Genomic DNA, 26,501 nt, shown 5'->3' on the forward strand with positions numbered 1-26,501 from the left:
ATTGGTGAGATACAGTGAAACTTGCAGACGCGCATGCAGAGGCTTAGTTGAACCAATCGGGTTCGTAGTGTCGATTGATCGAAGCGCTAGCGGAGATCTTAGCGACACTAGAACGCGACTAACAATCAGTGGGGGATAAAGACCCCCCACTGATTGAAGTTTCACTTTATCAAAACGAGTCGACTAAGGTATTGCTGCATATTGGACAAGGAGATACTAATGGATTTTGAACTGCTCAAAGATTGGTTTACATTAGAGAATATAATGGATTTAATCCGGGAGTATCGTTCATTTGGGCCTCTTCCGGGTATTCTGCTTCCAATGCTAGAAGCATTTTTGCCCTTTCTGCCTCTGTTTTTGTTTGTTATGGCAAATGCGAGTGCATTTGGTCTCTGGCTGGGATTTTTATACTCCTGGGTCGGAGCGGTCGCAGGAGCGCTGATTGTTTTCCTGCTGGTCAGAAAATATGGCCAGAAACGAATACTCCGTTTTTTGAAAAATCATAAGCAGGTACAGAAGCTTATGAAATGGGTTGAAAAACATGGGTTCGGACCATTGTTCATCCTGCTTTGTTTTCCGTTTACTCCTTCAGCGGTTGTCAATATTGTAGCAGGTCTTTCAAATATCAGTATTGCTCAATATATGCTGGCAGTCCTGACCGGAAAAATAGTGATGATTTTTACAATAAGCTTTGTCGGATATGATATCAGATCATTAATAACACAGCCAATTCGCACTGCCATTGTTGCACTGGTCATTTTCATTCTTTGGTATGTCGGCAAAATTATTGAAATAAAGATGAATATGAGCGTAGAAAAAGATCGCGGGAATAAAAAGCATTAAATGCATAAGTACTAGGGGAGATGAATGGTGAAGGAAGGATTGAGAAAAGAAGGAGCGGAATGGCTGAAGGCTTTTGCAATAGGCATTATCATCTTTGCTTTTATACGGACTTTTTTCTTCTCCAATTACGTTGTCGAAGGTGAATCCATGATGCCGACCCTCCAGGATGGAAATAAGCTGATTGTCAATAAAATCGGCTATCAGGTCAGCGATTTAGAACGCTTTGACGTAATTGTTTTCCATCATAATGATGAAGAGGATTTTGTAAAAAGAATAATAGGAATGCCAGGGGATGAAATTGCATACCGTAATGATGAGTTATTTATTAATGGCAAGAAAGTGGATGAACATTATTTGGATAAGTACCGGAAAGAAATCTCAGGAGGCAAACTGACAGGTGACTTTACATTGCTGGAGATGACGGGCACAGAAACTGTCCCAGAGGGTAAACTTTTTGTTATGGGAGATAATCGTCTCGGAAGCTGGGACAGCCGGCATTTTGGATTTATTTCAGCCGGCCAGGTTGTAGGGAAAGTAAACCTGCGCTATTGGCCGCTTGATGAAATGGATGCGTCATTCTAACAGATCTTATAGTATAAGGGACTCGAATTTTCGAGTCCCTTATTTTTGCAGAAAAGGCTAATCTTAGATAACATGCAAATTAGGATTATCCCTATATTCAGGTTCGCAGTTCACACACACGTTTTCATCATAGTCAGTCATATTCACATCTTCACGATTGTATTCAATTCCGCAAAGGGAACAGGCAACCATTTTTTCTTCTTCTATTTCTTCCGGGTGAATGGGAATAGCGTCATTAATATTAATAGGCTCTACGGTAATTCCGCGTGAATTGGCCATTTCGGCATTTAAGTATTCCATTGCGGATTCTTCACTTTCCCAAATTCCCAAGTCCCATAACAGCTCCTGGGCGTCTCCGTTTTGTGCCATCAATCCATAAACAACTTTCATGATAAATGCCCCTTTCTAATTTACTGTCTATTGTTTTATATTTCATAGCCTATTTTGGCTGAGGTTTAACCGATTCAAAAAATTCCCATCAGTTCCCTTGAAAGACTGGGGAATGTTTTTTGACATTGAGAATAGATTGCAGGGGATACAGGAGAATCTGCGGGCTTTGTCGAATGTACACGTTACCGGAGTTGTTTTAGTTTTTGATGTCGGAATATTTGTACATATAGTGGAGGTGCAATTAATGAGGCTTAAGGATAAAGTCGCCATTATTACAGGTGCAGCCAATGGGATTGGTCTCGCTGCAGCAGAAAGGTTTGCAGGTGAAGGAGCCGCAGTAGCCATGGCAGATTATGACGCGGACATGGGAATAACCAGGGCTCAAGAGCTCAAGGAAAAAGGATTAAATGCAGAGTTCTTTAAGGTTAATGTGGCTGACAGGCAAAGCATAGACAGTATGGCGGAAGCTGTAAAAGCAGCATTTGGAAAAATTGACATCCTTATCAATAATGCAGGAATAACCAGGGACGGGATGCTTTCAAAGTTATCCCCGGATGATTTTCAGGCGGTTATGGATGTAAATCTGTCAGGTGTTTTCCATTGTACACAAGCAGTGCTTCCATTCATGCTGGAGCAGGGAAGGGGAAAAATTATCAATACGTCTTCTGTTTCCGGAATTTATGGGAATGTCGGACAGACAAACTACGCTGCAGCCAAAGCGGGTGTGGTTGGAATGACTAAAACATGGGCAAAAGAACTCGGCCGAAAAGGAATTAACGTTAATGCCGTGGCCCCAGGATTTATCTCTACAGGCATGACAGCAAAAGTGCCGGAAAAGGTGATTGGCCAAATGCAGGGAATGGTTCCGCTGGGCAGGCTGGGAAAACCGGAAGATATTGCGAATGCATATCTGTTTCTGGCTTCGGATGAATCTGATTATGTGAATGGCACGGTCCTGCATGTAGATGGCGGTATTATGATGTAATAAACTGACTCCGAGCGAGTGCTCGTTAATCAGATAATAAAAGGGGTGGAAAAGGATGAGAAATGTTGTAATAACATCAGCAGTAAGAACACCAGTCGGGATTTTTGGAGGAGCCTTTAAGGATCTTCTGCCGACAGATTTGATTGTTCCAGTATTAAAAGAGGCTGCCGAAAGAAGCGGCTTACAGAGCGGTGACGTGAATGAAGTAATTTTGGGACACTGCATTCAGCGTACAGATGAACCGAACACAGCAAGGACAGCAGCATTGCTTGCAGGCTTTGACGATACGACAACAGGGTTCACAGTCCAGAGACAGTGTGCATCCGGTATGCAGGCCATTATTTCCGCTGCCCTGCAGATTGCATCAGGCATGTCAGATATCGTGATTGCCGGAGGAGTAGAAGCCATGAGCTCCAGTCCTTATGTATTAAAACAGCATCGCTGGGGCGCCCGCATGCAGCATGGACAGGTAACCGACACAGTATGGGAGATTCTCGAAGATCCAATCCATCATATCATGATGGGGGAAACAGCAGAAAACCTGGCAGAAATTCATTCCATCACAAGGGAAGAGCAAGATGAAGTGGCATTGCTTAGCCATAAGAGAGCCCTGCACGCGATTGAAAACGGTTACTTTGATTCGCAGATCGTTCCAATTACTGTGAAGACCCGGAAAGGAGAAGTAACCGTTGCAAAAGATGAAAACCCGCGTGCGGACTTATCAGCTGAAAAGCTGAGCAGCTTGAAGCCGGTCTTTAGAAAGGGCGGAACGGTAACAGCAGGAAACTCATCCAGCCTGAATGACGGCGGAGCAGCACTGGTCCTCATGCCGGAAGAGCTGGCTCTGGAAAGAGGACTGAAGCCGCTGGCAAAGATTGCTGGCTTCTCTGTTGCGGGAGTAGATCCGAAAGTAATGGGAAGAGGACCTGTTCCGGCAGTTAAAAATGGTCTTGCCAGTGTCAATTGGTCGCTTGAAGAAGCTGATTTGATTGAAGTTAATGAGGCCTTTGCGGCCCAATATTTGGCGGTTGAGAGAGAACTTGGCTTAAACCGGGAAAAAGTAAATGTAAATGGAAGCGGAATCAGCCTTGGACACCCTATTGGATGTACAGGTGCTCGTCTTGTCGTGAGTCTCGTTCATGAGTTAAAGAGAAGAGGAGGCCATAAAGGAATAGCTTCTTTATGTGTCGGAGGCGGAATGGGAGCTACAGTATTTGTGGAAACGTACGAATAAAGAGTTCCTTCGGGAGCTCTTTCTTTATCCAAGGGATTCCATCTCCTGAATAATTATTTTTACGGGAGTGAATAAAGTGTTAAGCAGAACAGTATTATCAGGGGAAAATATTATTCTCGGGTCGTTTATTGACGAAGATATCAAAAAAATAATCGAGTGGCATGCGGACGAAAAAATCATGAGAAATCTGGATGCTCTGCCGGTAAAACCTAAAAAGGAAACAGAAATTAAGAAGTGGCTTGATGAGTGCCCGCAAGACACCTTCAGGTTTTCGCTCAGGTTAAAAGAAGGAAATGAATTAATCGGCTATGCAGAGTTAAACAGTATTTTATGGCCGCACAGAACCGGCTGGGTTACCATAGCCATTGCAGATGAAACCAAATGGGGAAAAGGGTATGGAAAAGAAGCTATGCAATGCCTGATCCGCTATGCTTTTAGGGAACTGAATCTGTATAGGCTGCAGCTTACAGTATTTTCGTATAATACCAGAGCCAAGACTCTTTATGAAAGCCTTGGATTTCTGAGAGAAGGCTGCTACAGAGAGTTTCTGGAACGCGATGGAAAACGGCATGATATGTATCTCTACGGCCTCCTCCGAAAGGAATGGAAAGAGTGAAGAAGCGCGGATATGGTCCGCGCTTAGCCTATTATTATGACTGAAGATCAAGAGCAGCTTCTTTTGATAGAAAATAACAAAAAACAAAATTCAGAAGAAAAAACGCAAGAAGCAAATACAATACATTATGAAATTGAAGAATCATTGCTGCTGGCGGTGCAAGGCTTGCACCGGTTAATAGGATAAAAGAATAGAGAGAAAGGGCTTTTGCACGGTCAGCTCCTGCAAGCATGCCAATCAATGTGATAACAGTGGGAACAAGAAGGGATATGGCGGCCACAAACATGATGGAAATAGCTATCAGGGCCTTCGTGCTGCTGAAGAAAAACATATTAATAATACTTACTGTCCCCAAAAGTAAACCAAGCTTCAATGTGGAGTAAGCCCCAATCCGCGCAATTAATTTACCGGTAAAGAGTGACAAAAGAGCCCCAATCAACCCCACTGCCCTTATTGTGAACAATTCCTCCATAGTTCCCCTGAAAGACCTGCCTATTGCATCATAAAAAGCTGCGAAGGAAAACAGAAGAGTAAAGGTGATAGCGTAACATTTGAGCAGGCTTCCCTGTCTTATTAGTTTTTTCATAATAGTAACAGTGGAAATCTCTGATTTAAAGGGACGAGAAGCGGGCGGAAGTATTTTATACGAGACCAGGAAAAGAATGAAATAGCAAACAGCAAAGAAATAAAAAGCATAGTTCCATTTATAATAAAAAGTAATTGCCGAGCTGATCAGCTGCCCAAGTATGCCTGCAGCAAGAAATCCTGTGTTGATGAAAACCAGCAGAAGCGTACGGCTCCTTGGCTGAAAAAGGTCAAAAGAATAAGCGAAGGCAACAGGTGCAAAACTGCCGAGGGTTACTCCCTGAATTGACCTGGTAATATAGAGCGCCTCTGCATTAGGAGAGAGCCCGACGGCAAAAGTAGATAATGCAGAGGCAAGCAAACCTGAAATAATAATTCTGCGTCTGCCAAATGTATCGGAAGCAGGTCCAAAGAATAATAGGCCAGCAGCATAAAAAAATGCAAAAAGACTTCCCCCGGCCACAATATGATTTTCATTTACTTTAAATGTATCTGCAATTTCCCCGTAAATTGGGATCAGTGTATAAATATTGCTGGCAACAAAAATGCCTGTAACTGTCAAAATGACTGAAGTTGCAATCAAGACCCGTTTTGAAATCATCCATATCACCTGCCGCTATACTTTATGCACTAACCACTATAGAGGAAAGTTGTCATTCCCATCATTTTGAAAAGCCCCATTCGAAAAATTGAACAGCTTATATGATAAAATAATGATAGAAAGAGACCTTTGTTAGGAGGAAAAATATGACCGTACGTTTATTGATAGGCCGTTCCGGGAGCGGTAAAACGGAATACTGCCTTAACCAAATCCGTGATGAACTGCGGTTTAATCCGGATGGAGATCCAATCATTTATTTAGTGCCGGAACAAATGACGTTCCTTTCAGAATATAAATTAATTACAACACCTGGCCTTGGCGGAATGATCCGCAGCCAGGTATACTCTTTCACGCGTCTTGCCTGGAGAATTCTTCAGGAAACGGGAGGCATGAGCAGATACCATCTTAATAGTGTAGGCATCAGCATGCTAATCCGCAAAATCATTGAAGATAAAAAGGATGATCTTAAGCTTTTTCAAAGGGCTGCAGACAAAAATGGCTTTATTCAGCAAGTAGAACAAATAATGACCGAATTCAAACGATATTGTGTAGCTCCCGACGAACTGGCAGAAAGGCAATATCAGCTCTCGGCAAGCGGGAAGTCAAATAAGGCACTCCAGGATAAGCTGCATGATCTTGAGATAATCTATAAAAATTTTGAGGAATCCCTTTCTGGCAAATATACAGATTCCGAGGATTATTTCCGCCTGCTTGCGGAAAAAGCCTCCCATTCAGAGTATCTAAAAAATGCCGAGGTTTATATAGATGGGTTTTACAGCTTTACACCACAGGAATATGCAATTGTTGAACAGCTGATGAAGCAGTGTAAAAACGTCACAATCACATTAACGCTTGACCAGCCGTTTAAGAATAATGCTTCTGATGAGCTTCATTTATTCAGAATGCCGGGAGAGAACTATCAGACAATCAAAGAATTGGCTTCCCGCAACAGGCTGGATGTGGAAGAGATGCTCCTTTCCGAGCAAAAAAGGTGGATCACGCCTTCACTTAAGCATCTTGAGGCACATTTTGACAGCAGGCCTGCAGAGGCATTTACAGGGGAAGCGGACATTCACATTGGACAGGCTGTCAGCAGGAGAGCCGAAATTGAGGGCGTTGCCAGGGAAATTAACAAGCTTGTTCGCACAGATGGCTATCGCTACCGTGATATTGCCGTACTGGCAAGAAACGGCCAGGATTATCATGACATGATTGAAACAGTGTTCCGTGACTATGATATCCCATTTTTTATTGATCAGAAAAGAACCATGCTGAATCACCCGCTCGTTGAGTTAATCCGGTCAACACTTGAGATAATCAATGGGAATTGGCGCTATGAACCGATTTTCAGAGCTATAAAAACAGAGCTGATTTTTCCGTCCAGATTAAACCCCGGAAAGCTTCGTGAGCAAATGGACAGACTTGAGAACTATGTTCTTGCCTATGGCATTCAAGGAGACAAATGGACGAAGAAGAAGAGATGGACATACAGAAGAATCAGGGGGCTCGAGTTTGAAGCAGTTGCCCAGACGGATGCCGAGAAAAAAGTAGAAGATGAGTTAAATGATCTGCGCGAAATGATTACAGGCCCAATAGTAAGGCTGCACAGGCGCTTAAGAAAGGCTGCTGATGGCCGCAGCTTGTGTGAAGCTTTATTCTTATACATGGAAGAATTGGATGTTCCTCTGAAGATTGAAAAGTGGAAAACGGCTCAGGAGGATAAAGGGAACCTTGTTAAGTCAAGGGAACATGGACAAGCATGGAATTCCATTATGGAGCTTCTGGATCAATATGTGGAAATGCTTGGTGAAGAAGAAGTGAGCCTTAAGCGTTTTGCATCCATTCTTGATGCCGGATTGGAGTCGCTTCGCTTTACGCTTGTTCCGCCTGCCATTGATCAGGTCATGGCGGCCGATTTGGAAAGATCAAGGCTAACCGATATTAAAGCTGCTTTTGTCATTGGGCTTAATGAAGGAGTACTTCCTGCCAAATTCTCGGAGGATGGTGTGCTGGCGGATGACGACAGGGAAATGCTGAACACGAACGGAATGAAACTGGCGCCGGGAAGCCGCACACGTCTGCTTGATGAGGAATTTATAGCTTATAAAGCGTTTGTTACTCCATCAGAAAAACTTTATATCAGCTTTCCATTGGCAAATGAAGAAGGTAAAGCACTTATGCCGTCTCCTTATATTAAAAGATTGGGAGATTTATTTCCTGATTGCAGGCATCATTCCTTCATGTCTGATCCGGCAGAGCTGCCGGAAACAGAGCAGCTGGAGTATGCTGATAACCTTAATACAGCATTATCGTATTTGACTTCACAGCTTCAGCTCAAAAAACGCAGCTATCCAATCTATGACCTTTGGTGGGATGTTTATAACTATTACCTTAAAAATGAGCAGTGGAGAAGGCCTGCATTGAAGGTGCTTTCCAGCCTTAATTATGAAAACAGGACACTTCAGCTTGGTGAGGACGTCAGTAAGGAATTATATGGCGACCATATTCAGGCGAGTGTTTCGAGAATGGAATTATTCCATAGCTGTCCATTTTCCCATTTTGCACAGCATGGACTAAGGCTGCGGGAAAGACAGGTATACCGCCTGGAGGCACCGGATATCGGGGATCTTTTCCATGCTGCTTTAAAATTTATTGCAGAAACAGTTATGACTCAGAAACTTTCATGGACAGATATGACGAGGGAACAGTGTGAGATCCTTGCAAAAGAAGCAGTTGAAATGCTTGCTCCTAAACTTCAAAATGAAATTCTCTTAAGCTCGAACAGGCATCACTATATTAAGAGAAAGCTTGAGCAAATTATCAGCAGGGCTTCCTATGTCATTAGCGAGCATGCCAAATCAAGCGGATTCTCGCCGGTGGGCCTTGAACTGGGGTTTGGGCCGAAAGGAGAGCTTCCTTCGCTTGCTTTTCCTCTTAAAAACGGGGCTAAAATGGAGCTTGTCGGAAGAATTGACAGAGTAGACAAGGCTCAGGATGCCAATGGGACATTTTTACGGGTAATTGACTATAAATCCAGCTCCAAGGATCTGAATGTAAGTGAGGTTTACTATGGCATTGCTCTGCAGATGCTGACATATCTGGACATCATAATTGCCCATTCCAGCTCTTTAATTGGAACAAAAGCCGATCCGGCAGGAGTCCTTTACTTCCATGTCCATAATCCAATCGTCAGCACATCAAAAATGCTGACATTGGAGGATATCGAACAGGAACTCTATAAGAAATTCAAAATGAATGGCCTCCTGCTTGGAGAAGAAAATGTAATCAAGTTAATGGACCAGACTATTGAGACAGGCGACTCATCCATTATTTCAGCGGGGTTCAAAAAGGACGGTACCCTTTCGAAGCGGTCTAAAGTGGCAAGCAAGCAGGAGTTTGATTATTTGCGCCGCTATGTAAGAAAGATGTATAGGAATACAGGCAATAAGATTACAGAGGGCAATGTTGATATTGCCCCATATAAAATGAAGGAAAAAACACCATGTACATTTTGCGCCTATAAATCTGTATGCCAATTTGATGAATCTCTTGAAACAAATGATTACAGATTATTTACTCCTAAGCCAAAAGAAGACATGATTGAAATCATCAAGAAGGAGGTGGAGGGAGATGAAAATGACCATACCGCCTAAGCCGGAAGGTGCAACCTGGACTGATGACCAATGGAAAGCGATTATGGCCAAGGGCCAGGATATCCTGGTGGCTGCAGCAGCCGGATCAGGGAAAACCGCTGTTTTGGTTGAAAGGATTATCAATAAGATTATCGCGGATGAAGATCCTATTAATGTCGATGAACTGCTTGTTGTGACCTTCACAAATGCTTCAGCAGCAGAAATGAGGCACAGAATCGGCGAGGCTCTTGAAAAAGCTATTAATGATAATCCGCGATCTGCTCACCTCAGAAAACAGGTAAGCTTATTAAACAGGGCATCCATCTCGACTCTGCACTCATTTTGCTTAGAGATGATACGCAAATATTACTACATGACCGATATTGATCCGGGGTTTCGGATCGCTGATGAAACTGAAGCACAGCTTTTGAGGGATGAAGTACTCGAAGAGCTTTTCGAAGATGAATACGGCAAAGAGGGAAATGAAGGATTCTTTGCACTTGTTGACACTTTTACAAATGACAGAAGTGACACTGCCCTTCAGGATATAATAAGGGACTTATACGATTTTGCCCGTTCCAACCCTTCGCCTGATCAATATCTTGATTCAATTGTTGAGATGTATAATGTGGAAGGAGTCAGCAGTCTTGAGCAGCTTCCATTTGTCCGTTCGCTTTTGGAGGATATTGATCTTCAGCTGAAAGGAGCCAAACAGCTGCTTGAATATGGGCTTGAGCTGACCAAGCTTCCAGGGGGACCTGCTCCGAGAGCGGAGAACTTTATCGCAGATCTGCATGTTGTAAATACACTAATTGAAGCGAAAAATGATTCATGGACGATGCTGTATGAAGCGATGCAATCATGGTCTTTTGGCAGAGCCAAAACATGTAAGGGCGATGAATATGATGAAGGACTGGTCGAAAAAGCAAAAAAACTTAGGGATCAGGCCAAGAAAATCATAACCGGCCTGCAGGAAGAACTGTTTCTCCGCAGACAGGAAAGCTTCATGCGTGATATGGCGGAAATGAAGCCCCATATCAAAGAGCTTGTTTCGTTAGTTAAAGCATTTTCCATTCGCTTTAATCAGGTTAAAACTGAAAAAGGGCTTGTTGACTTTGCTGATCTTGAGCATTATTGCCTTGAAATTCTTTCATCACCAGATGAGGAGGGACGGCTTTGGCCTTCAGAAGCGGCTCTTGTCTGCAGAAATCAGTTCAAAGAGGTTCTGGTTGATGAGTATCAGGATACCAACATGGTTCAGGAAGCTATTTTGCAGCTGGTAACGGCAGATTCAGAAGAGAACGGGAATTTATTCATGGTAGGGGATGTTAAGCAGTCGATCTACCGTTTCCGCCTTGCAGAGCCTAATCTGTTTCTGGGCAAGTACACGCGGTTTGACCGGGATGGAGAAAGAGCAGGACTCAGAATTGATCTGGCGCGAAATTTCAGAAGCCGTAAAGAAGTTCTGCATGGGACCAACTATATCTTTAAGCAGATTATGGGGACGTCTGTCGGTGAAATTGAGTATGACCAGGCAGCTGAACTTATTAAAGGAGCTCCCTATTCAGAGGATCAGGAGCAGCCTGTTGAGCTTGCTGTTATTGACCTAGAGGGAAATGAAAAGAGTGAACCGGAACCTGAATCCATAGATGAGGGTTTTGACAGCGAAGATTTAGCCCAGTCACAGCTCGAAGCCAGATATATGGCTTCTAAAATTAAAGAAATCATTGGGAATCGGAAAGAAGTTTACAACACAAAGACTCAGTCCGGACGTCCTGCCAAGTACAGGGATATTGTCATCCTGCTTCGTTCCATGACATGGGCTCCTCAGATTATGGAGGAATTCAAACAGCAGGGAATCCCTGTCTATGCCAATCTTTCCAGCGGTTATTTTGAAGCAACAGAAGTAGCGATTATGATGTCACTTCTAAAAGTGATAGATAATCCGTATCAGGATATTCCGCTGGCATCGGTTCTAAGATCTCCTATTTTGGGTCTAACCGAAGAAGAGCTTGCACAAATCAGAATCCAGAATAAAAGGGGTTCATTCTATGAAGCATTAACTTCATTTTGCCGGAATCACCCAACCCTTGAAACGGGAGATTTATATGAAAAGGTCCGGCCATTTGTTGATGCTCTTGAAGAATGGCGTGTAATGGCGCGGCAGGGTTCCCTTTCAGAGCTGATCTGGCATCTCTATAGACAAACCAGATTTTATGATTTTGTCGGAGGTATGCCTGGCGGAAAACAGAGGCAGGCAAATCTTCGCGCATTGTACGACAGAGCCAGACAGTATGAAGCAACCTCATTCAGAGGATTATTCCGCTTTTTAAGGTTTATTGAACGAATGCGGGACAGAGGCGATGATCTTGGTGCTGCCCGCGCTTTAGGTGAGCAGGAAGATGTTGTCCGTCTTATGACGATCCACAGCAGCAAAGGTCTTGAATTTCCTTATGTTTTTATAGCAGGGCTTGGCCGCAGCTTTAATACGATGGACTTGAAAAAGGCATATATGCTTGATAAGGAATTTGGATTCGCTGCAAAATATGTAAATGCCGAGAAGAGAATTTCGTATCCCTCTCTGCCGCAAATTGCTTTTAAACGAAAAAAGAAAATGGAAATGCTGGCTGAAGAAATGCGGGTTTTATATGTTGCTTTAACGAGGGCGAAGGAAAAACTGTACCTGGTTTCGTCTGTCAAGAGTGCAGATAAAAAATTAAATAAGTGGCTGCAGGCATCCGAACATAAAGACTGGCTCCTGAATGAGTATGACAGGGCTTCTGCGAACAGTTATCTGGACTGGATTGGCCCGGCTCTTGTCCGGCATCGGGAGTGTGAGGCATTGAGAGGGGAAGTTCCGGTGGATCCTCTCGTCCCGGGTGATATACTGGAACACCCTTCCTGCTGGAATATAACCATAATTAAAAGCGAAGAAGCTGCTGTTCTTCCGGAAGAAGTCAATGAGGGCGAAACGGATTTGCTGAAATTGGTTTATGAAGGAAAAACTGTTCCGGCAGAATCGGCTTATAAGGATAAAGTTGAGGAACAGCTTTCCTGGAAATATTCCTTTAAGCGGTCAGCTCAAGCCAGATCTAAACAATCGGTTTCGGAAGTGAAGAGGCAGCGGGAAATTTTTTCTGAAGAAGACAGCGGTACTGAATTAATCCGTAAAATCAGTAAACCGATGCTCAGCCGGCCTCGCTTTATGCAGGAAAAATCACTTTCTCCAGCTGAACGGGGTACTGCTATGCACGCTGTCATGCAGCATATTGATTTTAGCAGGCCTTCATCAGTGGAAACGATATCCTCCAAAATGGATGAGATGGTCAGGAAAGAATTGCTCACGGAAGAGCAGCGTGCCAGCATTGAGCCACAGCTGATTGTGCATTTTTTCGAAACTGAGCTGGGGCAAAGAATGGTTCAGGCTAAATCGGTACGCAGAGAAATCCCATTCAGTTTATCTTTCCCTGCCCGGGATATTTATTCAGATTGGCAGGGTGAAGATGAACCTGTTCTCATTCAGGGGATTGTGGACTGTGTATTCGAAGATGAGCATGGTTTGGTGCTCCTGGATTATAAAACAGATGGAATCAGCGGCCGTTATAAGGGAGGGTTTGCTGAAGCCAAACCCGTTCTAGAAAACAGGTACAAAGTACAAATTGATATGTACACCAGAGCATTGGAGCAGATTTTAAAAAGGGAAGTCAATGAAAGATACCTGTTTTTCTTTGATGGAGCTCATACAATTAAGTTATAGGAAAAGCCGGCAAGGGAACTTGCCGGCTTTTATGTATGTGCAGGAGGTGTATTTATTGTGAACATCAGCTGAAAAGGCTCGCACAGCCGAAACATCTCCGCGGATTACTACCGTCCCAAAATAAAGGGTAATGTAAAAATAAAGGAGGCTTAGCATGGGAAAAAAGCGCACAGAAACCGGAACCTGCGAATTATGCCTGAGGGAGTATACTGATATAACAGTCCACCATTTAACGCCGAAAGAAATGGGAGGCACCTTCCTGCCGACCGCTAAATTATGCATACCCTGCCATAAGCAGATTCATGCTTTATATACGAATGCAGAGCTTGCTGTACGGCTGAATTCAATCCAGTTATTGCAGCAGGATGATAAAATCCGGAAATATTTGAAATGGATCAGGAAGCAGCCTTCATCTAAGCTGACAAAAGCAAGGAAGTCGAATGAACGAAAATCAAAAGGACGATAACAAAGTTGCTATCGTCCATAATTTCTTTTATACAATTAGTTATTGCCGACATTTGGCTGATCAACCAGACTGGTATCCAGTACGTTACTGGCGCTTAGGCCATTGTTTGTAATGACAAAGCCGCCTGTGTTAGCGGCACCCTGTCCGGTTGTTGATTTGGAATTGTTTTTTGGGGAGATATAAAGAGAGTCTCCGAATTGAACAATTCCCCCGCTTACATTAATGATTTGTACCGGTCCGATAATAGCTGGCATGTAAAACATCCTTTACGAAAAGATTGTCATCCTTGAGAAGTTCTGTTTTTGGGATATACCTGACGGATATGCTTGACCCGGGATTCCATTGAAACATTCCCACTGTTGCCGATATGAATGACAGATGAGGAGGAAACCCCGATAATATCAATGTTCTGAACTCGAATGATCGGATTGAGCTGTGTTGTCTGCATCGTTATGTTTTCTTCAATAGGGATTAAAGGTATGGGTTCCCTGAATACAGGATAGACTGAAAAATTCCCTTCCTTGGCGTTAAAATACTCAGCTTCACGCTGGTCTGCAATTGCTCTTGAGAATCCTTTAATAAAGCATGAGTCCCCAATTTCAAATACAGAAGAAAAGGCAATGGTGTCAATATTGATCTTATCAACCGATGATGTTCTTTGCAGCATAGGCAGCTTACTCCGGTGTCAGAGGCACAAATGGCCCTACCAGAAGTGACTCAGGGGGTGTATCAAAAGTGGCTGCCAGCTGGATCGTTTGCGTATCCCCCACCATCAAAACAGATGAACTGGATACACCCAGTACTCTTATACTGCCAACACACAGATCTCTGTTATATACCTGATAATTCATTCTTTATTCATTCCCTTCATATTCTCCGGCAAATGCGAGATAAAGGCATAGACCCCATTGTGAATCTCCTTCTTTATCAGCTCGATAATCTCTTCGTTATTTTCCTGCCCGGAGCGATTCGATGCCTGCTGCTGGGTATAGAAGTCAATCCGGTTAGGCAGCTGCTTTTTGATATCTTCTTTGATAAACTCAATATATGAGTCATCCACATTGACATTTAATTTCTTCTGGGCAGAAGCTGTAATTTCCGGAAGTTCCCGTTCTAAATATTGATAAATGGCGTCTTCAATTTCCATCGTTCTCTTCATCTGGGTTTTAGGCGAAACAGGTGCTTTAATGTTTTTGTTATCTACGGCAAAATCTTCAATGTTTTGCAGCTCAGAAGGGTTTAAGCCAATATTTAGAGTACCTTCAAGAGACTCTACCTTAAGCTGGTCAAATTTATACTCAATCCGATCGACCTGCATCGGCGGACGGCTTTTCAGGACTTCAGTCTCTTCCTGAAGTTTTTTAACCGTAGCTTCAAGTCTCCGTATTCGTTTTTCCTGTGCTTCTACAAAAGCATGCAATTGCTGAAGATAGGTATTTAATTGCTGATTCAAGCGCACCACCTCGCTTATAAAAAAATGATTTTATCGTTTCTGCGCACCAGTCAAAGGTACGGAAGGTGACAGAAAAACACTCCCCCCTGCTGGCCCCGCAGGCGCCGGACCTTCTGCTTCAGGTGCAGGCTCGGTAAAGCCGCCAGTGTTATACAAATAAGACGCCGGCTTTATAATGCCTGCACTTCCAATCTGCATAACGGACGAGTTTGTAATCCCGCCGATCTTTATGAAATGAATATGAATGGATTGCTGTATATAAAAATTCATAGTATCACCCGTTTTAAGCATTGAAATAATTGCCCTGATCCACGCCATCACAATCATAAGTGTTTGTTGTGCTCCGATGATTGTAAACATTCAGGCCATCCCCCGTGTTAAACGATCCAGCGCCTGAAAAGGTCTTAGCGTTAGAAACAGGCATGATTTTATAGACATCCCCAATGTTGAAGACAGAACTGCTTCCGATTGATATGACCTGTGCGACTCCCACAATAGCTGGCATACATAACACCCTTTAAAATGATTTCTTGTATATCGTATGTGCCTAATTGCTGAATGTGATTAATCAGCCCAATAATATCTCAGTTGTATGTTAATTCAAGGCGACGATAAAATGTTATATAACAGACAAAATTAGTATGAAACTGTTTTAATTTTTGTGATAATATAAAATTAACAAAATTTTCTGTGAGGTGCTGTAAAATGAATGTTCCATTAATACTTACGCAGTTTTTAGACCGTGCTGTATCCCTTTACGGTTCTAAGAAAGCCATTTTTGCAGATGATCGAACTTTTACATATGAGGAATTGAACACACGGGTTAATCAGCTCTCTCATGGTTTAAAAGCTTCAGGTATTCAAAAAGGGGACCGTATTGCTTACCTGGCACCCAATTCAGTAGAAATGCTGGAGGGGTTTTATGGAGTTTTTCAGCTGGGCGGAATAATGGTTCCACTAAATATCAGGCTGAAGCCGGAAGACTATTTGTTTATATTGAATCACAGTGAATCCAAAATCCTGTTTGTAGATCAGGACCTTTACCATCTTATACTTCCTGTAAAAGATCAGCTGAGAACTGTGGAAAGGATCTTCGTACATTATAAAGAGGAAGATACAGAAGAAACCGATTATGATTTATGGCTCAGCAGCCAGGACAGCAGTCCATTTCAAAGAGAGGTCCTCGACGAAAATGACGTTTGCAGCCTTTTATATACAAGCGGTACAACCGGCAATCCTAAAGGTGTCATGCTGACCCACCGCAATAATTACCTGCATGCCTTGTCAACTATGCATCATTTGAGAGTTAGCGATCAGGATGTATTGCTGCATGTCCTGCCGATGTTTCATGTGAATGGATGGGGTTCGCCTTTTTATTACACGGCAAATGGCGCTTCTCAGGTGTGTATGAGGAAAGCCACGCCGGAAAAGATATTTGATGCCCTTCAGAAACATAAAGTATCAGTCATGCATATGGCCCCTACCGTACTGAATTCGCTGATGCAGCATTATGAACAATTTGCTCCTTCTGTTGAGCAGGATGTCAGGGTGGTTATAGCTGGATCGGCCCCTCCGCCAGCTTTTGTAACAAGAGTGGAAAAGGAGCTCGGGTGGGAGTTCATACAGGTATATGGCATGACCGAATCATCTCCATTAAGCACTGTATCAACGATTCGTTCTCATCTTCAACAACTTCCGCTTAACCAGCAGTACCGGATGAAAGCGAAGGCAGGACATCAGATGATCGGCTGTGAAGTCCGGGTAATCAATGAACACGGTGAGGAAGTTGCCCATAATGGCAAAGAAATCGGTGAGATAGTTGTCCGCAGCAACGGGGTCATGAAAGGCTATTGGAAAAATGAAGAGGCAACAATGGAAGCGATTCGGGACGGCTGGCTTCATACCGGTGATATGGGAAATGTAGATGAATATGGCAATATTGAAATCGTTGACCGAAAAAAAGATATTATTATCAGCGGCGGGGAAAACATCTCATCCATCGAAGTAGAAGGGGTTTTATACGAGCACCCTGCCATCTCGGAAGCAGCTGTCATAGCAGTGCCTCATGAAAAGTGGGGTGAAACGCCTCATGCCTTTGTAGTCGTGCGACATGGGAATACACTGACTGAGCAGGAGATTATCAGTTTCACCAAGGAGAAGCTGGCCCACTTCAAAGCAGTAACGGGAGTGAGTTTTGTCGAAGAGCTGCCGAAAACGGCTTCAGGGAAAATTCAAAAAATCCACCTTCGGAACAGCTACTGGGAATCGAAAGGGAAAACAGGCCGTTTTGTTAATTAAATGAAAGCGGGAATTTTTCAATGTTTTATCAGTCCAGCTCCAGCGCTTAGCTACATGTGCTGGAGCATTTCTTTTCTGGACAAGCAGAATATAGCTCTCTATCATTAAGGTTAGATTTTCTTTACATAGAAGGAGGCGCTTTATGGACAGGCAGGTCAGCCCGGTTCTGGAGAAGGATCGGATCATTTCGCTGGATATTATGAGAGGATTTGCCATTCTCGGGATTTTTTTAGTTAATATGCTTTCCTTCCATTCACCATATCTGTACATTGATCCTTTTGAATGGTGGGACAGTCCGGCAGATAAAGGGGCTTATGCGTTTATCGATATCTTTGTGCAGGCAAGCTTCTATCCTTTGTTTTCAATGTTGTTCGGTTATGGGTTAGTCATTTTAAGGGAGAGGGCAATGGCAAAGGGCCTTGGTTTTGGAGGAATGGCTGCAAGGAGATTTTCCCTTTTGCTGCTGATAGGCATCATTCACGCTGTTCTTATTTGGCATGGGGATATTTTAATAAACTATGCAATCTTTGGCTTTATCTTTTTATTGTTTGTAAAAATGTCCGGAAAACATATGCTTTTAACTGGAATATTGCTTTATATCATTCCCAATCTGCTATTTGTTCTATTGTTATTTGCAACAGTTCTGTTTGTTCCGCCTGAAGATCTGTCAATCTATGACCAAGAAGCCGCATTAGCTTCTTTACAGGCCTATCAAAATGGAAGCTTTTCCGAGATTGCCTCACAGCGTATCCAGGATTGGTCCGGTGTTAACAATCTTGCTTCACTGCCTATCATGCTGGCATCTATTTTTCCTTTATTTTTAATAGGGGGAGGAGCAGCCAAGCTGCGATGGCTAGAGGAACCAGTAAAAAACCGGGCATTCCTCATGAAAATTATGCTGATCTCTTTGGCTGCAGGGTTATTGTTCAAATTGCTTCCTTACATAACGGTAAGCAACCTGGGATTGGATTACATGCAGGACATATTTGGAGGTCCGCTGCAGGCAATTGCTTATGGCTTAGGGATAGCGGTGATGATAAAAAATAGTCATGGACCAGGATTCCTGCTGTCGCTCTCATATGTGGGGAAAATGTCGCTCTCAAATTATCTTTTCCAGTCGATTATCTCGACTTTTATTTTTTACAGTTATGGTTTAGGGTTCTATGGGAAGGTCTCTGCATTTTGGGGGACACTTTTAGTTATGGTCATCTTTGCTTTCCAGATCATCATCAGCCGCTTCTGGATTGCCCGCTATTATTATGGACCGGTCGAATGGCTCTGGAGGAGCTTCACTTATTTGAAGGTCCCTAATTGGAAGAGAAAAGGTTAAAATTGTCCAAAAAACTGAAAATTTATATTATACTAAAAAAGTGAAAAATAGAATGAGGTGATAGGATTGAAATTTGTTACTTTTAAGGATAGCACAGGAAGCGGCGTTGGTTTACTGGACGAGACCGGGACAAAGGTGCTTCCACTAAAAGCAGCTTTAGAAAAAATGGAAGACAAAAGTGAGTTGCCGGCGACTTTGAAGGAATGTATTGCTTTAGGGGATAAGTTCATTGATAAAGTACATAGTTTAACAGATTGGCTAAGCAGCAATCCTGCAAGGGAAGAACTCTTTCGCCCGCTCAATTCCGTTGCATTGGAAGCGCCGATTCCCCGTCCGGATAAGAATATCTTTTGTGTAGGCAAGAATTATGCCGAGCATGCCATTGAGATGGGGAGCAAAGAAGATATTCCAGAGCACATAATGGTCTTTACGAAATCGCCAACAACGGTAATAGGACCTGATGCAACAGTCTTAAATCACAAGAATGTCACTGCAGAGCTTGATTATGAGGGAGAGCTTGCCGTTGTAATCGGAAAAAAAGGACTTGCGATTCCAAAGGAAAAAGCATCGGAACACATTTTTGGCTACACGATCATTAATGATGTGACAGCAAGGGATCTGCAGTCCCGCCATAAGCAATTTTTTATCGGTAAAAGCCTGGATGCCACGTGCCCGATGGGTCCATGGATTGTCCATTCCTCTGCTGTTGAAAACCCGAATCAGCTTGACATTCAAACAAAGGTAAACGGAGAGATCAGACAAAGTTCAAATACTGAAAACTTTATCTTTCCAATCGATGAAATCATCTCGGTTCTGTCAAAAGGCATGACACTTGAGCCTGGAGATATTATTGCTACTGGTACTCCTGCAGGGGTAGGCAAGGGCTTTAAGCCTCCACGCTTTCTTAAGCCGGGAGATAAAGTGGAAATTACAGTAGAAAATATAGGAACTCTGACGAATTTAATAGAAAAATAAGGCTGTTTTCTCAAAGTTTGTTGCTATTCATATTTAAATTTACTGAGTTGATTGTAGTGGAAGGTGCGAGATCCTCGAAAATGCATTCGCATTTTCTTTGTGCGGTGTTTACTCTAGGTAGCATATTCAAAGTCCTACGGGAGTAGCTCACCGCCCGCCCCGTGTTTCGCTGAGCATCCTGGATCGGAAATCAATGGACAATATTGAAAAGCGTAAAACAACAATTTATACAAAAAGAGCCAAAAATAAAAAGAAAGATGGCCTGTGTAAAAAACACAGGCTTTTAAGAATTTATTTTATAATTTAAGAATGTCAATGATATATATCACACTTTGTCATAAATAGTTCACAAATTTGCCTTTAGATAATCTTTTTCTGCATCTTAACTTTAGGAATTTCATAGCCAATATGGTATGATGATATCGAATTTACATTAGGAGGCACTGGAATGATACATGCCCATATAACAACATGGTTATTAGCACTTGTTCTATTTATTATTGCCCTTATAATGCATAAAAGCGGCAAACAAAAAGGTTTAAAAGTGGTTCACATGATCTTGAGATTATTTTATCTTCTGATCATTGGAACAGGAGTTTGGATTTTAAGCAGCCTTAACAGCATCGACCTTCTTTATGTTTTGAAGTCATTAGTAGGCATTTGGGTAATTGCTATGTTTGAAATGATTATCATCCGCACTGTCAAAGGGAAAAAAACCTCTATTTTATGGGGCCAGTTTATTGTTGCATTAATCCTGGTTCTATATTTAGGCTTTGTTAAATTGCCATTAACATTTATGACTTAAATATGGATATTTATAGAAAAGGCTGCCGAAAAGGCAGCTTTTTCTAATTTTGTCATGTCATGACTTCACTAAATATGGTAATTTAAAACTATATCTAACTATATGATAAAAAAATTAGAATCTGCAGTCTCAGCTGTATAAGGACCAATCCTATCAGCGGGTCTAATGATCTTACTATGATGGTGGGTTTTTATGGCACAGACGATTATATGTTTATATAAGAATATTAGCGAGCTTAATAGTTTTATAGACTTGAATGAATTGACTGAATACCCGAATTTGCTTGTGCAGGTTTTTACAGGGACCCCTGAGAGCCTATTTATCGCGAAACTTCAAAAGGAACTGGCAGATAAGCTTCCACTTGCACATATAGCAGGCTGTTCAACCTCCGGTGAAATTCATGAAGGGCGCATTACGGAAAAACAAACAATCATTTGCTTTACTATTTTCGAAAAAACGGAATTAAAATCTTTCCTGTTAAACAGGAGCGATTTTAAAGACAGTTATGAAATGGGCAAATCCCTGGCACGGGAACTTGCTATCTTTAATACCGCAGCTGTAATTATCTTTCCTGCAGGATTTGATGTCGATTCCACTGACCTCTTGGAGGGAATAAATGAAACCCAGCCAAACATGGTGATTTCCGGCGGCCTTGCCGGAGATAATGCTTTATTCCAGGAGGGTTTTTCTTTTACTCAAGATGGGGTCACCAGCGATGGGCTTGTTGCAGTTGCCCTTCAAAGCGGCCATCTGTCAGTGCGTCATTTTGAAAATTATCAGTGGCAGGAGATTGGAAAAAGCTTTACTGTCACAAAGGCCGAAGGATCTATCATCTACTCCCTGGACGATAAGAGGCCTTTAACTATTCTAAAACGCTATTTGGGAGAGGCTTTTATTAAGGAACTGCCGAAATCAGGTACTGAATTCCCGTTCCTTTTACAGTACCGCGGAGAAAAAGTATCTGTTTTTATAATAAAATTACTTGAAAATGGTGCAATTAAAGTAAACAGAAGGGTTGAGGCAGGAGAAACACTTACGTTTGCTTATGCAAATCTGGAGGACATTATTGACCGGTCTTTAAAGGAATTAAAACAGCTTGACCAGATTTCTCCTGAAAGCATATTTATATACAATTGCATGGCCAGGAAGCAATTTGCCAGAGACTTTACGGAAAAAGAACTGGCAATGTTCCAGAAAATAGCTCCGTCTAACGGCTTCTTCTCTTATGGAGAAATTTCCTGCCGTAAAGGCGGACTTCCGCAGATGATCGGACATTCTCTTACATACCTTGCTCTATCAGAAAATAGTGCTGAATCAAAGAAGGAACAGCAGAATGAATTTGTTTATGAAAAAACCGCCCAATTTAATACGATTACTTCATTAACTCATTTAATGCATGCTTCTCAGGATGATATTAAAGCATTAAACAGCAGCCTTAAAATGTCAGAACAATATTATAAGTCTCTATTTGATAATAATGCAGACTTTGTTTATTCAACTGATCTGAAGGGGAATTTCACTAGTGTCAACCCGGCATTTGAGAAAACCTTCGGGTACAGCCGGGAAGAAATAATCGGAAAAACAGCTCTTTCCTATGTGAGCGATCTGGATGTACAAAGAGTCCGGATGCACTTTTATCGGGCATTAAGGGGAAAGGAGCAATATTATAATGTTTATATTGATTCAAAAACCGGCGAGAAGAATCTCTTTCAGCTGAAAAATATTCCGATTACGGTTAACGGGGAATGTGTAGGCATTTATGGAATCGGCAGAAATATTACAGAACAGAAAAAAATTGAAGAGAAAATAACAGAACTGGCTTTTTTTGACCGGGATACAGGGCTGCCAAACAGAATGAAGTTTACAGAACAATTGGAAATGCAATTAAAGAGAGCCAGGAAGAAACAGAAGAAAATTGCCGTTCTCTCTATTGATATTGACCGCTTTAAAATCATAAATGACAGTCTAGGGCACTTTGCCGGGGATATGGTGTTAAAGGAAATTTCCGAAAGAATTGAGAGGGTTTTGCCGTCCGGTTCTTATTTGGGAAGGTTCAGCGGTGATAAGTTTACCCTGGTATTATCGAGGGAAGCAACCGTTGATAAAGTTATGAAAGCCTCCAAAAAGATATTAGATGAAATATCCCATCCTTTATTTCAGTCAGATCAGGAGTTTATTGTTACTGCGAGTATTGGTGTAAGCCTATATCCGGACGATGGATCGGATGAGCACATACTGCTGAAAAATGCGGATATTGCCACGAACCGATCCAAGCTGCAGGGAGGTAACAGGGTCACCTTTTTCTCGATGGAAATGAATGAACAGGCTATGGTTAGGCTTGAGCTGGAAAGCTACTTAAGAAAAGCTTTGCAGAAAAATGAATTTTATTTATGCTATCAGCCATTAATCGACCTTGAAACAGGCAATTTATACGGAAGCGAAGCTCTGATCCGCTGGAATCATCCAAAGCTTGGCCTTGTTTCACCCGGTGAATTTATTCCTCTTGCAGAAGAAACTGGTCTCATTGCGGATATTGGCGGCTGGGTATTGAGGTCGGCTTGTCAGCAAAATAGGCGCTGGCAAATGCTCGGCTATGAATCTCTTTCCATTTCTGTGAATGTGTCAGCTTATCAATTCCAGCAGCCGGGATTTCTCCAGGAAGTTAAGATGGCATTGGAGCTCTCCGGTATGGAGCCGCAATATTTAACATTGGAGCTGACGGAAAGCACGATGCTGAGAAATGTTGAGCACAATATACAAGTTATGCAGTCTCTGCAGGAAATCGGAGTCAAGGTATCCATTGATGATTTTGGAACCGGATACTCTTCTTTAAGTTATTTAAAGGACCTTCCAATCAATACATTAAAGATCGACCGGTCGTTTATCAATAACCTTCGATTAAATACATCTGATGTTGCTATTGTAAAAGCCATCATCACAATGGGACATGGACTTTCCGTTAAGGTGGTGGCTGAAGGGGTGGAAACACTGGAGCAGATTGAGCTTTTAAAGGAATTGAAATGCCATTATGCACAGGGCTTCTATATACATAAGCCGCTTATGACGAGAGATTTTGAGGAAGGTCTATCAAAATACGTTCAAACACACAGCTAGCACCATAAAGAAACAGCAGCTTGCCATCAAAGGCAGGCTGCTGTTTCTTTATATTAATTCTGAAGTCAGATTATTGTCCAGCTCCAGTCGCTTTTCCGCTTTTTTCTATGAAGAAATCTTCTCAATTACCATTCTTTTTCCGCTGTTTAAGGTAAATTCAAATCGGTCACTCATTTTTTCATAATAGCAAAAGTGATGCTGCACATTGCATATATGATCCTGGTTATCAAAAACGATGAAGTTAACACCGCTTTTCCTGTCTTTATCATTAAAAAATGCGAGCTGGTTATAGCAGTAAATGCAGTCATAGACCGAAAATTGCATGGAATTTAGAGTAGTTACGAACTGGTAGAAGGCGTCATCATTCATTTCTTCCAATAATCTTTCGAGTGAGAAAACCAGATGCTTTCGAATCCGAATTGAATCCTGGTTCTTCAAGTGAAACGTTTCATCATCAAAAGCCACCTTGCCATCCTCGAATAAAATGCCCTTTTTCCAGCGTTTAAAGCGGAACACTTCCATTTCCTGATGGAGGAATTCGTCCAAGATGGATGCTTCATCTGTTTCGTGGTCAAAAAATACCCACTGATCATTGATATACTCTACAGTGCCTTCTGTAAAAGCACGGGATTGATATTCGATAAGCTTTGTTCGCTGCTGTCTATTCATATAAAACCTCCATTAACTTCCTCAACTTCTTTTTAGACAGTTTTGGCGATTTTTATAACCGCATGAATGTGGACAATTAACTTTTTTCTTGGCCCAGCATACAATAGCATCATGAAAAATGTGCCCATGCGATTCCGCTTTGAAAGGATGATGTAATATGTGTGGAATTACCGGCTGGATTGATTTCCAAAGGGATTTGAGAAAAGAAACGACTGCAATTGGCAAAATGGCGGATACGCTGGCAAAGCGGGGTCCAGATGAAACAAACATATGGACAGATGTGCATGCTGGATTGGGCCATAAAAGGTTAATCGTTGTAGACCCGGCAGGCGGAAAACAGCCAATGACTAGGGAAAAACGTCAAAACCGCTATACGATTTGCTATAATGGAGAGCTTTATAATACGGAAGATCTCCGTAAAGAACTCCTTATAAAAGGATATTCGTTTGAGGGCCATTCTGACACTGAGGTTTTGCTGACTTCTTATATAGAATGGGGAGAAAATTGCCTTCAATATTTGAATGGCATCTATGCTTTCGCAGTTTGGGATGAGAAGAAAGAACAATTATTTATTGGCAGGGATCGTTTAGGGGTAAAACCTTTATTTTATAAAGAAACGAAACATGGCATTTTATTTGGATCTGAATTAAAAGCTATTTTAGCTCACCCTGAAGTTAAGGCAGAAGTCGGCAGGGAAGGTTTGGCTGAAGTCTTTGGACTGGGGCCATCACGATCTCCGGGATCGGGTGTTTTCAGAGGCATTGATGAATTAAGGCCAGCTCATGCGCTGATCTTTTCGAGAAATGGACTGAAGGCATGGCGTTATTGGAATGTGAAAAGTGCCCCACATGAGGATAATGTTGAGGAGACGGCTGAGAGAGTAAGAGACCTATTTACGGATGCAGTGACAAGGCAGCTGGTCTCGGATGTTCCGTTATGCACGTTCCTTTCCGGCGGAGTGGATTCCAGTGCGATTACAGCTATTGCTGCAAAAGCTTACGAAAATGAGGGTAAGGGCCAACTGACCACTTATTCGATAGATTATGAGGGAAATGATCAGTATTTCAAGGCTAATGAGTTTCAGCCTAATTCAGATGGTGCATTTATACAGAAGATGTCCCAGACCTTTAATACGAAACATAACAGCAGTATAATCACCCAGAAGCAGCTGGCAGAGGATTTAATCGAATCTGTGCATGTAAGGGATCTTCCGGGTATGGCTGATGTTGATTCCTCCCTGCTATGGTTCTGCAGGGAAATAAAAAAGGATTTTGTTGTCAGTCTGTCAGGGGAATGTGCTGATGAAATATTTGGCGGCTATCCATGGTTCCATAGAGAGGAAGACTTGAAGAGGAAGGGATTCCCATGGATGAGATCACTCGAAGCGCGGCATGACCTATTGAAAGAAAATTGGAGGAAGAAACTGAACCTTAAGGATTACGCTAGGGAAAAATATCTTCAGGCAATCTCCGAAACTCCTGCTTTAGACGGGGAGAACAGGGAGGATGCAAGCAGGAGAGAGCTTTTCTATATTAATATGATTTACTTTATGACGACCTTATTGGACCGTAAAGACAGAATGAGTATGGGGGCCAGCCTTGAAGTACGGGTGCCTTTTGCCGATCATCGGCTTGTGGAGTATGTGTGGAATATTCCGTGGGAGATCAAAATGCATGGAAACCGCGAAAAAGGAATCCTTCGCAAAGCACTTGAAGGCATACTGCCGAATGAAGTGTTATACAGAAAGAAAAGCCCTTATCCTAAAACGCATAATCCAGAATATACGGCTGCAGTCCAGAAGATGCTCAATGGATACCTCGAGGATCGCTCATCCGCACTGTATGAATTCTTTGACAGCAGCCAGCTGAGGGGTATTATTGAGTCGGGAGGTGACTCATTCCGGGAACCATGGTTTGGGCAGCTCATGACTGGTCCCCAGCTGTTAGCACACCTTGCACAGTTCCATGTGTGGTTTAAGGATTATAATATAAATATTGCAGAATGAAAAAAGAAGCGGCAGCCGTAACTGCCGCTTTTGCTATGGAGTAAGTATGCAGCGGGCTGCAGAATTTATTGGTAAATATATATATAATCTTAAACTTCGATAACTGTCTAGCGCAAGCAGCCTGCCCCCCTCGAGGTCAAAAGCTTGTCTTGTTTCGGCTC

The 26,501-nt window shown here is 42.4% G+C and carries 23 protein-coding genes; 14 read left to right on the forward strand and 9 right to left on the reverse strand.

The annotated features are described in order from the left end of the window. Positions 1 to 219 precede the first annotated feature (219 nt). Together CE058_RS24255 and lepB are read left to right on the forward strand one after the other, a co-directional pair. Entirely contained in the window at positions 220 to 843 is a 624-nt protein-coding gene (locus CE058_RS24255; RefSeq protein WP_048011193.1) for a TVP38/TMEM64 family protein, read from the forward strand. Positions 844 to 870: 27 nt separating this feature from the next. Further along, entirely contained in the window at positions 871 to 1,425 is a 555-nt protein-coding gene (gene lepB / locus CE058_RS24260; RefSeq protein WP_048011209.1) for a signal peptidase I, read from the forward strand. A gap of 63 nt (positions 1,426 to 1,488) precedes the next feature. Here lepB and CE058_RS24265 read toward each other — a convergent pair whose 3' ends face one another. Beyond that, entirely contained in the window at positions 1,489 to 1,815 is a 327-nt protein-coding gene (locus tag CE058_RS24265) for a hypothetical protein (protein ID WP_048011194.1), read from the reverse strand. Between the two features lie 244 nt (positions 1,816 to 2,059). On the opposite strand from CE058_RS24265, the gene fabG reads away from it, so the two are divergent. The 3 genes from fabG (at position 2,060) to CE058_RS24280 (ending at position 4,650) form a co-directional block, all read left to right on the forward strand. Next, complete coding sequence (fabG, locus tag CE058_RS24270; protein ID WP_048011195.1) at positions 2,060 to 2,800, forward strand: 3-oxoacyl-ACP reductase FabG; 741 nt, start codon at positions 2,060 to 2,062, stop codon at positions 2,798 to 2,800. A 55-nt stretch (positions 2,801 to 2,855) separates the two neighbouring features. Next, positions 2,856 to 4,034, forward strand: a complete 1,179-nt coding sequence (locus tag CE058_RS24275) for a thiolase family protein (RefSeq protein WP_163145298.1) — start codon at positions 2,856 to 2,858, stop codon at positions 4,032 to 4,034. Between the two features lie 76 nt (positions 4,035 to 4,110). After that, positions 4,111 to 4,650, forward strand: coding sequence for a GNAT family N-acetyltransferase (locus CE058_RS24280; RefSeq protein ID WP_163145299.1), 540 nt, complete (start codon positions 4,111 to 4,113; stop codon positions 4,648 to 4,650). Positions 4,651 to 4,684: 34 nt separating this feature from the next. Here CE058_RS24280 and CE058_RS24285 read toward each other — a convergent pair whose 3' ends face one another. Further along, positions 4,685 to 5,836: an MFS transporter gene (locus CE058_RS24285; protein ID WP_048011198.1), complete on the reverse strand. Its 1,152-nt coding sequence runs from the start codon at positions 5,834 to 5,836 to the stop codon at positions 4,685 to 4,687. A 146-nt stretch (positions 5,837 to 5,982) separates the two neighbouring features. Between CE058_RS24285 and addB the strand changes: the two genes are divergently transcribed. The 3 genes from addB to CE058_RS24300 all read left to right on the forward strand — a co-directional run bounded on the left by addB (position 5,983) and on the right by CE058_RS24300 (position 13,691). Further along, positions 5,983 to 9,489, forward strand: coding sequence for a helicase-exonuclease AddAB subunit AddB (addB, locus tag CE058_RS24290; protein WP_163145300.1), 3,507 nt, complete (start codon positions 5,983 to 5,985; stop codon positions 9,487 to 9,489). Continuing rightward, positions 9,473 to 13,225: a helicase-exonuclease AddAB subunit AddA gene (gene addA, locus CE058_RS24295; protein WP_483297540.1), complete on the forward strand. Its 3,753-nt coding sequence runs from the start codon at positions 9,473 to 9,475 to the stop codon at positions 13,223 to 13,225. The genes addB and addA overlap by 17 nt, the downstream gene beginning before the upstream one ends. 154 nt (positions 13,226 to 13,379) lie before the next feature. Next, positions 13,380 to 13,691, forward strand: coding sequence for an HNH endonuclease (locus CE058_RS24300; RefSeq protein WP_163145302.1), 312 nt, complete (start codon positions 13,380 to 13,382; stop codon positions 13,689 to 13,691). Positions 13,692 to 13,726: 35 nt separating this feature from the next. Here CE058_RS24300 and CE058_RS24305 read toward each other — a convergent pair whose 3' ends face one another. Genes CE058_RS24305 through CE058_RS24330 form a run of 6 tightly spaced genes read right to left on the reverse strand, consistent with a single transcriptional unit; the run spans position 13,727 to position 15,649 of the window. Then, the gene (locus CE058_RS24305) at positions 13,727 to 13,945 is read right to left on the reverse strand and encodes a spore germination protein (RefSeq protein WP_035327074.1); all 219 of its coding nucleotides are present in this window, start codon (positions 13,943 to 13,945) and stop codon (positions 13,727 to 13,729) included. Positions 13,946 to 13,971: 26 nt separating this feature from the next. Then, positions 13,972 to 14,358, reverse strand: a complete 387-nt coding sequence (locus CE058_RS24310) for a spore germination protein GerPE (RefSeq protein WP_163145303.1) — start codon at positions 14,356 to 14,358, stop codon at positions 13,972 to 13,974. A 7-nt stretch (positions 14,359 to 14,365) separates the two neighbouring features. Then, entirely contained in the window at positions 14,366 to 14,542 is a 177-nt protein-coding gene (locus CE058_RS24315; RefSeq protein ID WP_061792801.1) for a hypothetical protein, read from the reverse strand. Beyond that, positions 14,539 to 15,144, reverse strand: coding sequence for a spore germination protein GerPC (gene gerPC, locus CE058_RS24320; RefSeq protein ID WP_163145304.1), 606 nt, complete (start codon positions 15,142 to 15,144; stop codon positions 14,539 to 14,541). Before gerPC ends, CE058_RS24315 begins: the two co-directional genes overlap by 4 nt. A gap of 30 nt (positions 15,145 to 15,174) precedes the next feature. Then, a complete protein-coding gene (locus tag CE058_RS24325) occupies positions 15,175 to 15,414 on the reverse strand; it encodes a spore germination protein GerPB (RefSeq protein ID WP_163145305.1) in 240 nt (79 codons plus the stop codon). 13 nt (positions 15,415 to 15,427) lie between these two features. Next, positions 15,428 to 15,649 carry a spore germination protein gene (locus tag CE058_RS24330; protein ID WP_009331280.1) on the reverse strand — a complete coding sequence of 74 codons (222 nt, stop codon included), beginning with the start codon at positions 15,647 to 15,649 and terminating at the stop codon, positions 15,428 to 15,430. A gap of 200 nt (positions 15,650 to 15,849) precedes the next feature. Here CE058_RS24330 and CE058_RS24335 point away from each other — a divergent pair, with 200 nt between their 5' ends. The 5 genes from CE058_RS24335 (at position 15,850) to CE058_RS24355 (ending at position 23,666) form a co-directional block, all read left to right on the forward strand. Next, a complete protein-coding gene (locus CE058_RS24335) occupies positions 15,850 to 17,442 on the forward strand; it encodes a long-chain-fatty-acid--CoA ligase (RefSeq protein ID WP_163145306.1) in 1,593 nt (530 codons plus the stop codon). A gap of 142 nt (positions 17,443 to 17,584) precedes the next feature. Then, the gene (locus CE058_RS24340; RefSeq protein WP_163145307.1) at positions 17,585 to 18,772 is read left to right on the forward strand and encodes a DUF418 domain-containing protein; all 1,188 of its coding nucleotides are present in this window, start codon (positions 17,585 to 17,587) and stop codon (positions 18,770 to 18,772) included. Between the two features lie 66 nt (positions 18,773 to 18,838). Further along, the gene (locus CE058_RS24345) at positions 18,839 to 19,747 is read left to right on the forward strand and encodes a fumarylacetoacetate hydrolase family protein (RefSeq protein WP_163145308.1); all 909 of its coding nucleotides are present in this window, start codon (positions 18,839 to 18,841) and stop codon (positions 19,745 to 19,747) included. A 448-nt stretch (positions 19,748 to 20,195) separates the two neighbouring features. Then, entirely contained in the window at positions 20,196 to 20,552 is a 357-nt protein-coding gene (locus CE058_RS24350; RefSeq protein WP_048008484.1) for a YisL family protein, read from the forward strand. Between the two features lie 192 nt (positions 20,553 to 20,744). Further along, positions 20,745 to 23,666 (forward strand): EAL domain-containing protein, encoded by a 2,922-nt coding sequence (locus CE058_RS24355; protein WP_163145309.1) that lies wholly within the window; start codon positions 20,745 to 20,747, stop codon positions 23,664 to 23,666. A 105-nt stretch (positions 23,667 to 23,771) separates the two neighbouring features. Here CE058_RS24355 and CE058_RS24360 read toward each other — a convergent pair whose 3' ends face one another. Further along, positions 23,772 to 24,335 (reverse strand): DUF2777 domain-containing protein, encoded by a 564-nt coding sequence (locus CE058_RS24360; RefSeq protein ID WP_048008486.1) that lies wholly within the window; start codon positions 24,333 to 24,335, stop codon positions 23,772 to 23,774. A gap of 157 nt (positions 24,336 to 24,492) precedes the next feature. Here CE058_RS24360 and asnB point away from each other — a divergent pair, with 157 nt between their 5' ends. Beyond that, positions 24,493 to 26,340, forward strand: coding sequence for an asparagine synthase (glutamine-hydrolyzing) (asnB, locus tag CE058_RS24365; protein ID WP_163145310.1), 1,848 nt, complete (start codon positions 24,493 to 24,495; stop codon positions 26,338 to 26,340). The last annotated feature ends 161 nt before the right edge of the window (positions 26,341 to 26,501 follow it).

Origin of the sequence: Bacillus sp. 22-7 (assembly GCF_010628845.1) — a bacterium.
Lineage (GTDB): Bacteria > Bacillota > Bacilli > Bacillales > Cytobacillaceae > Cytobacillus > Cytobacillus firmus_B.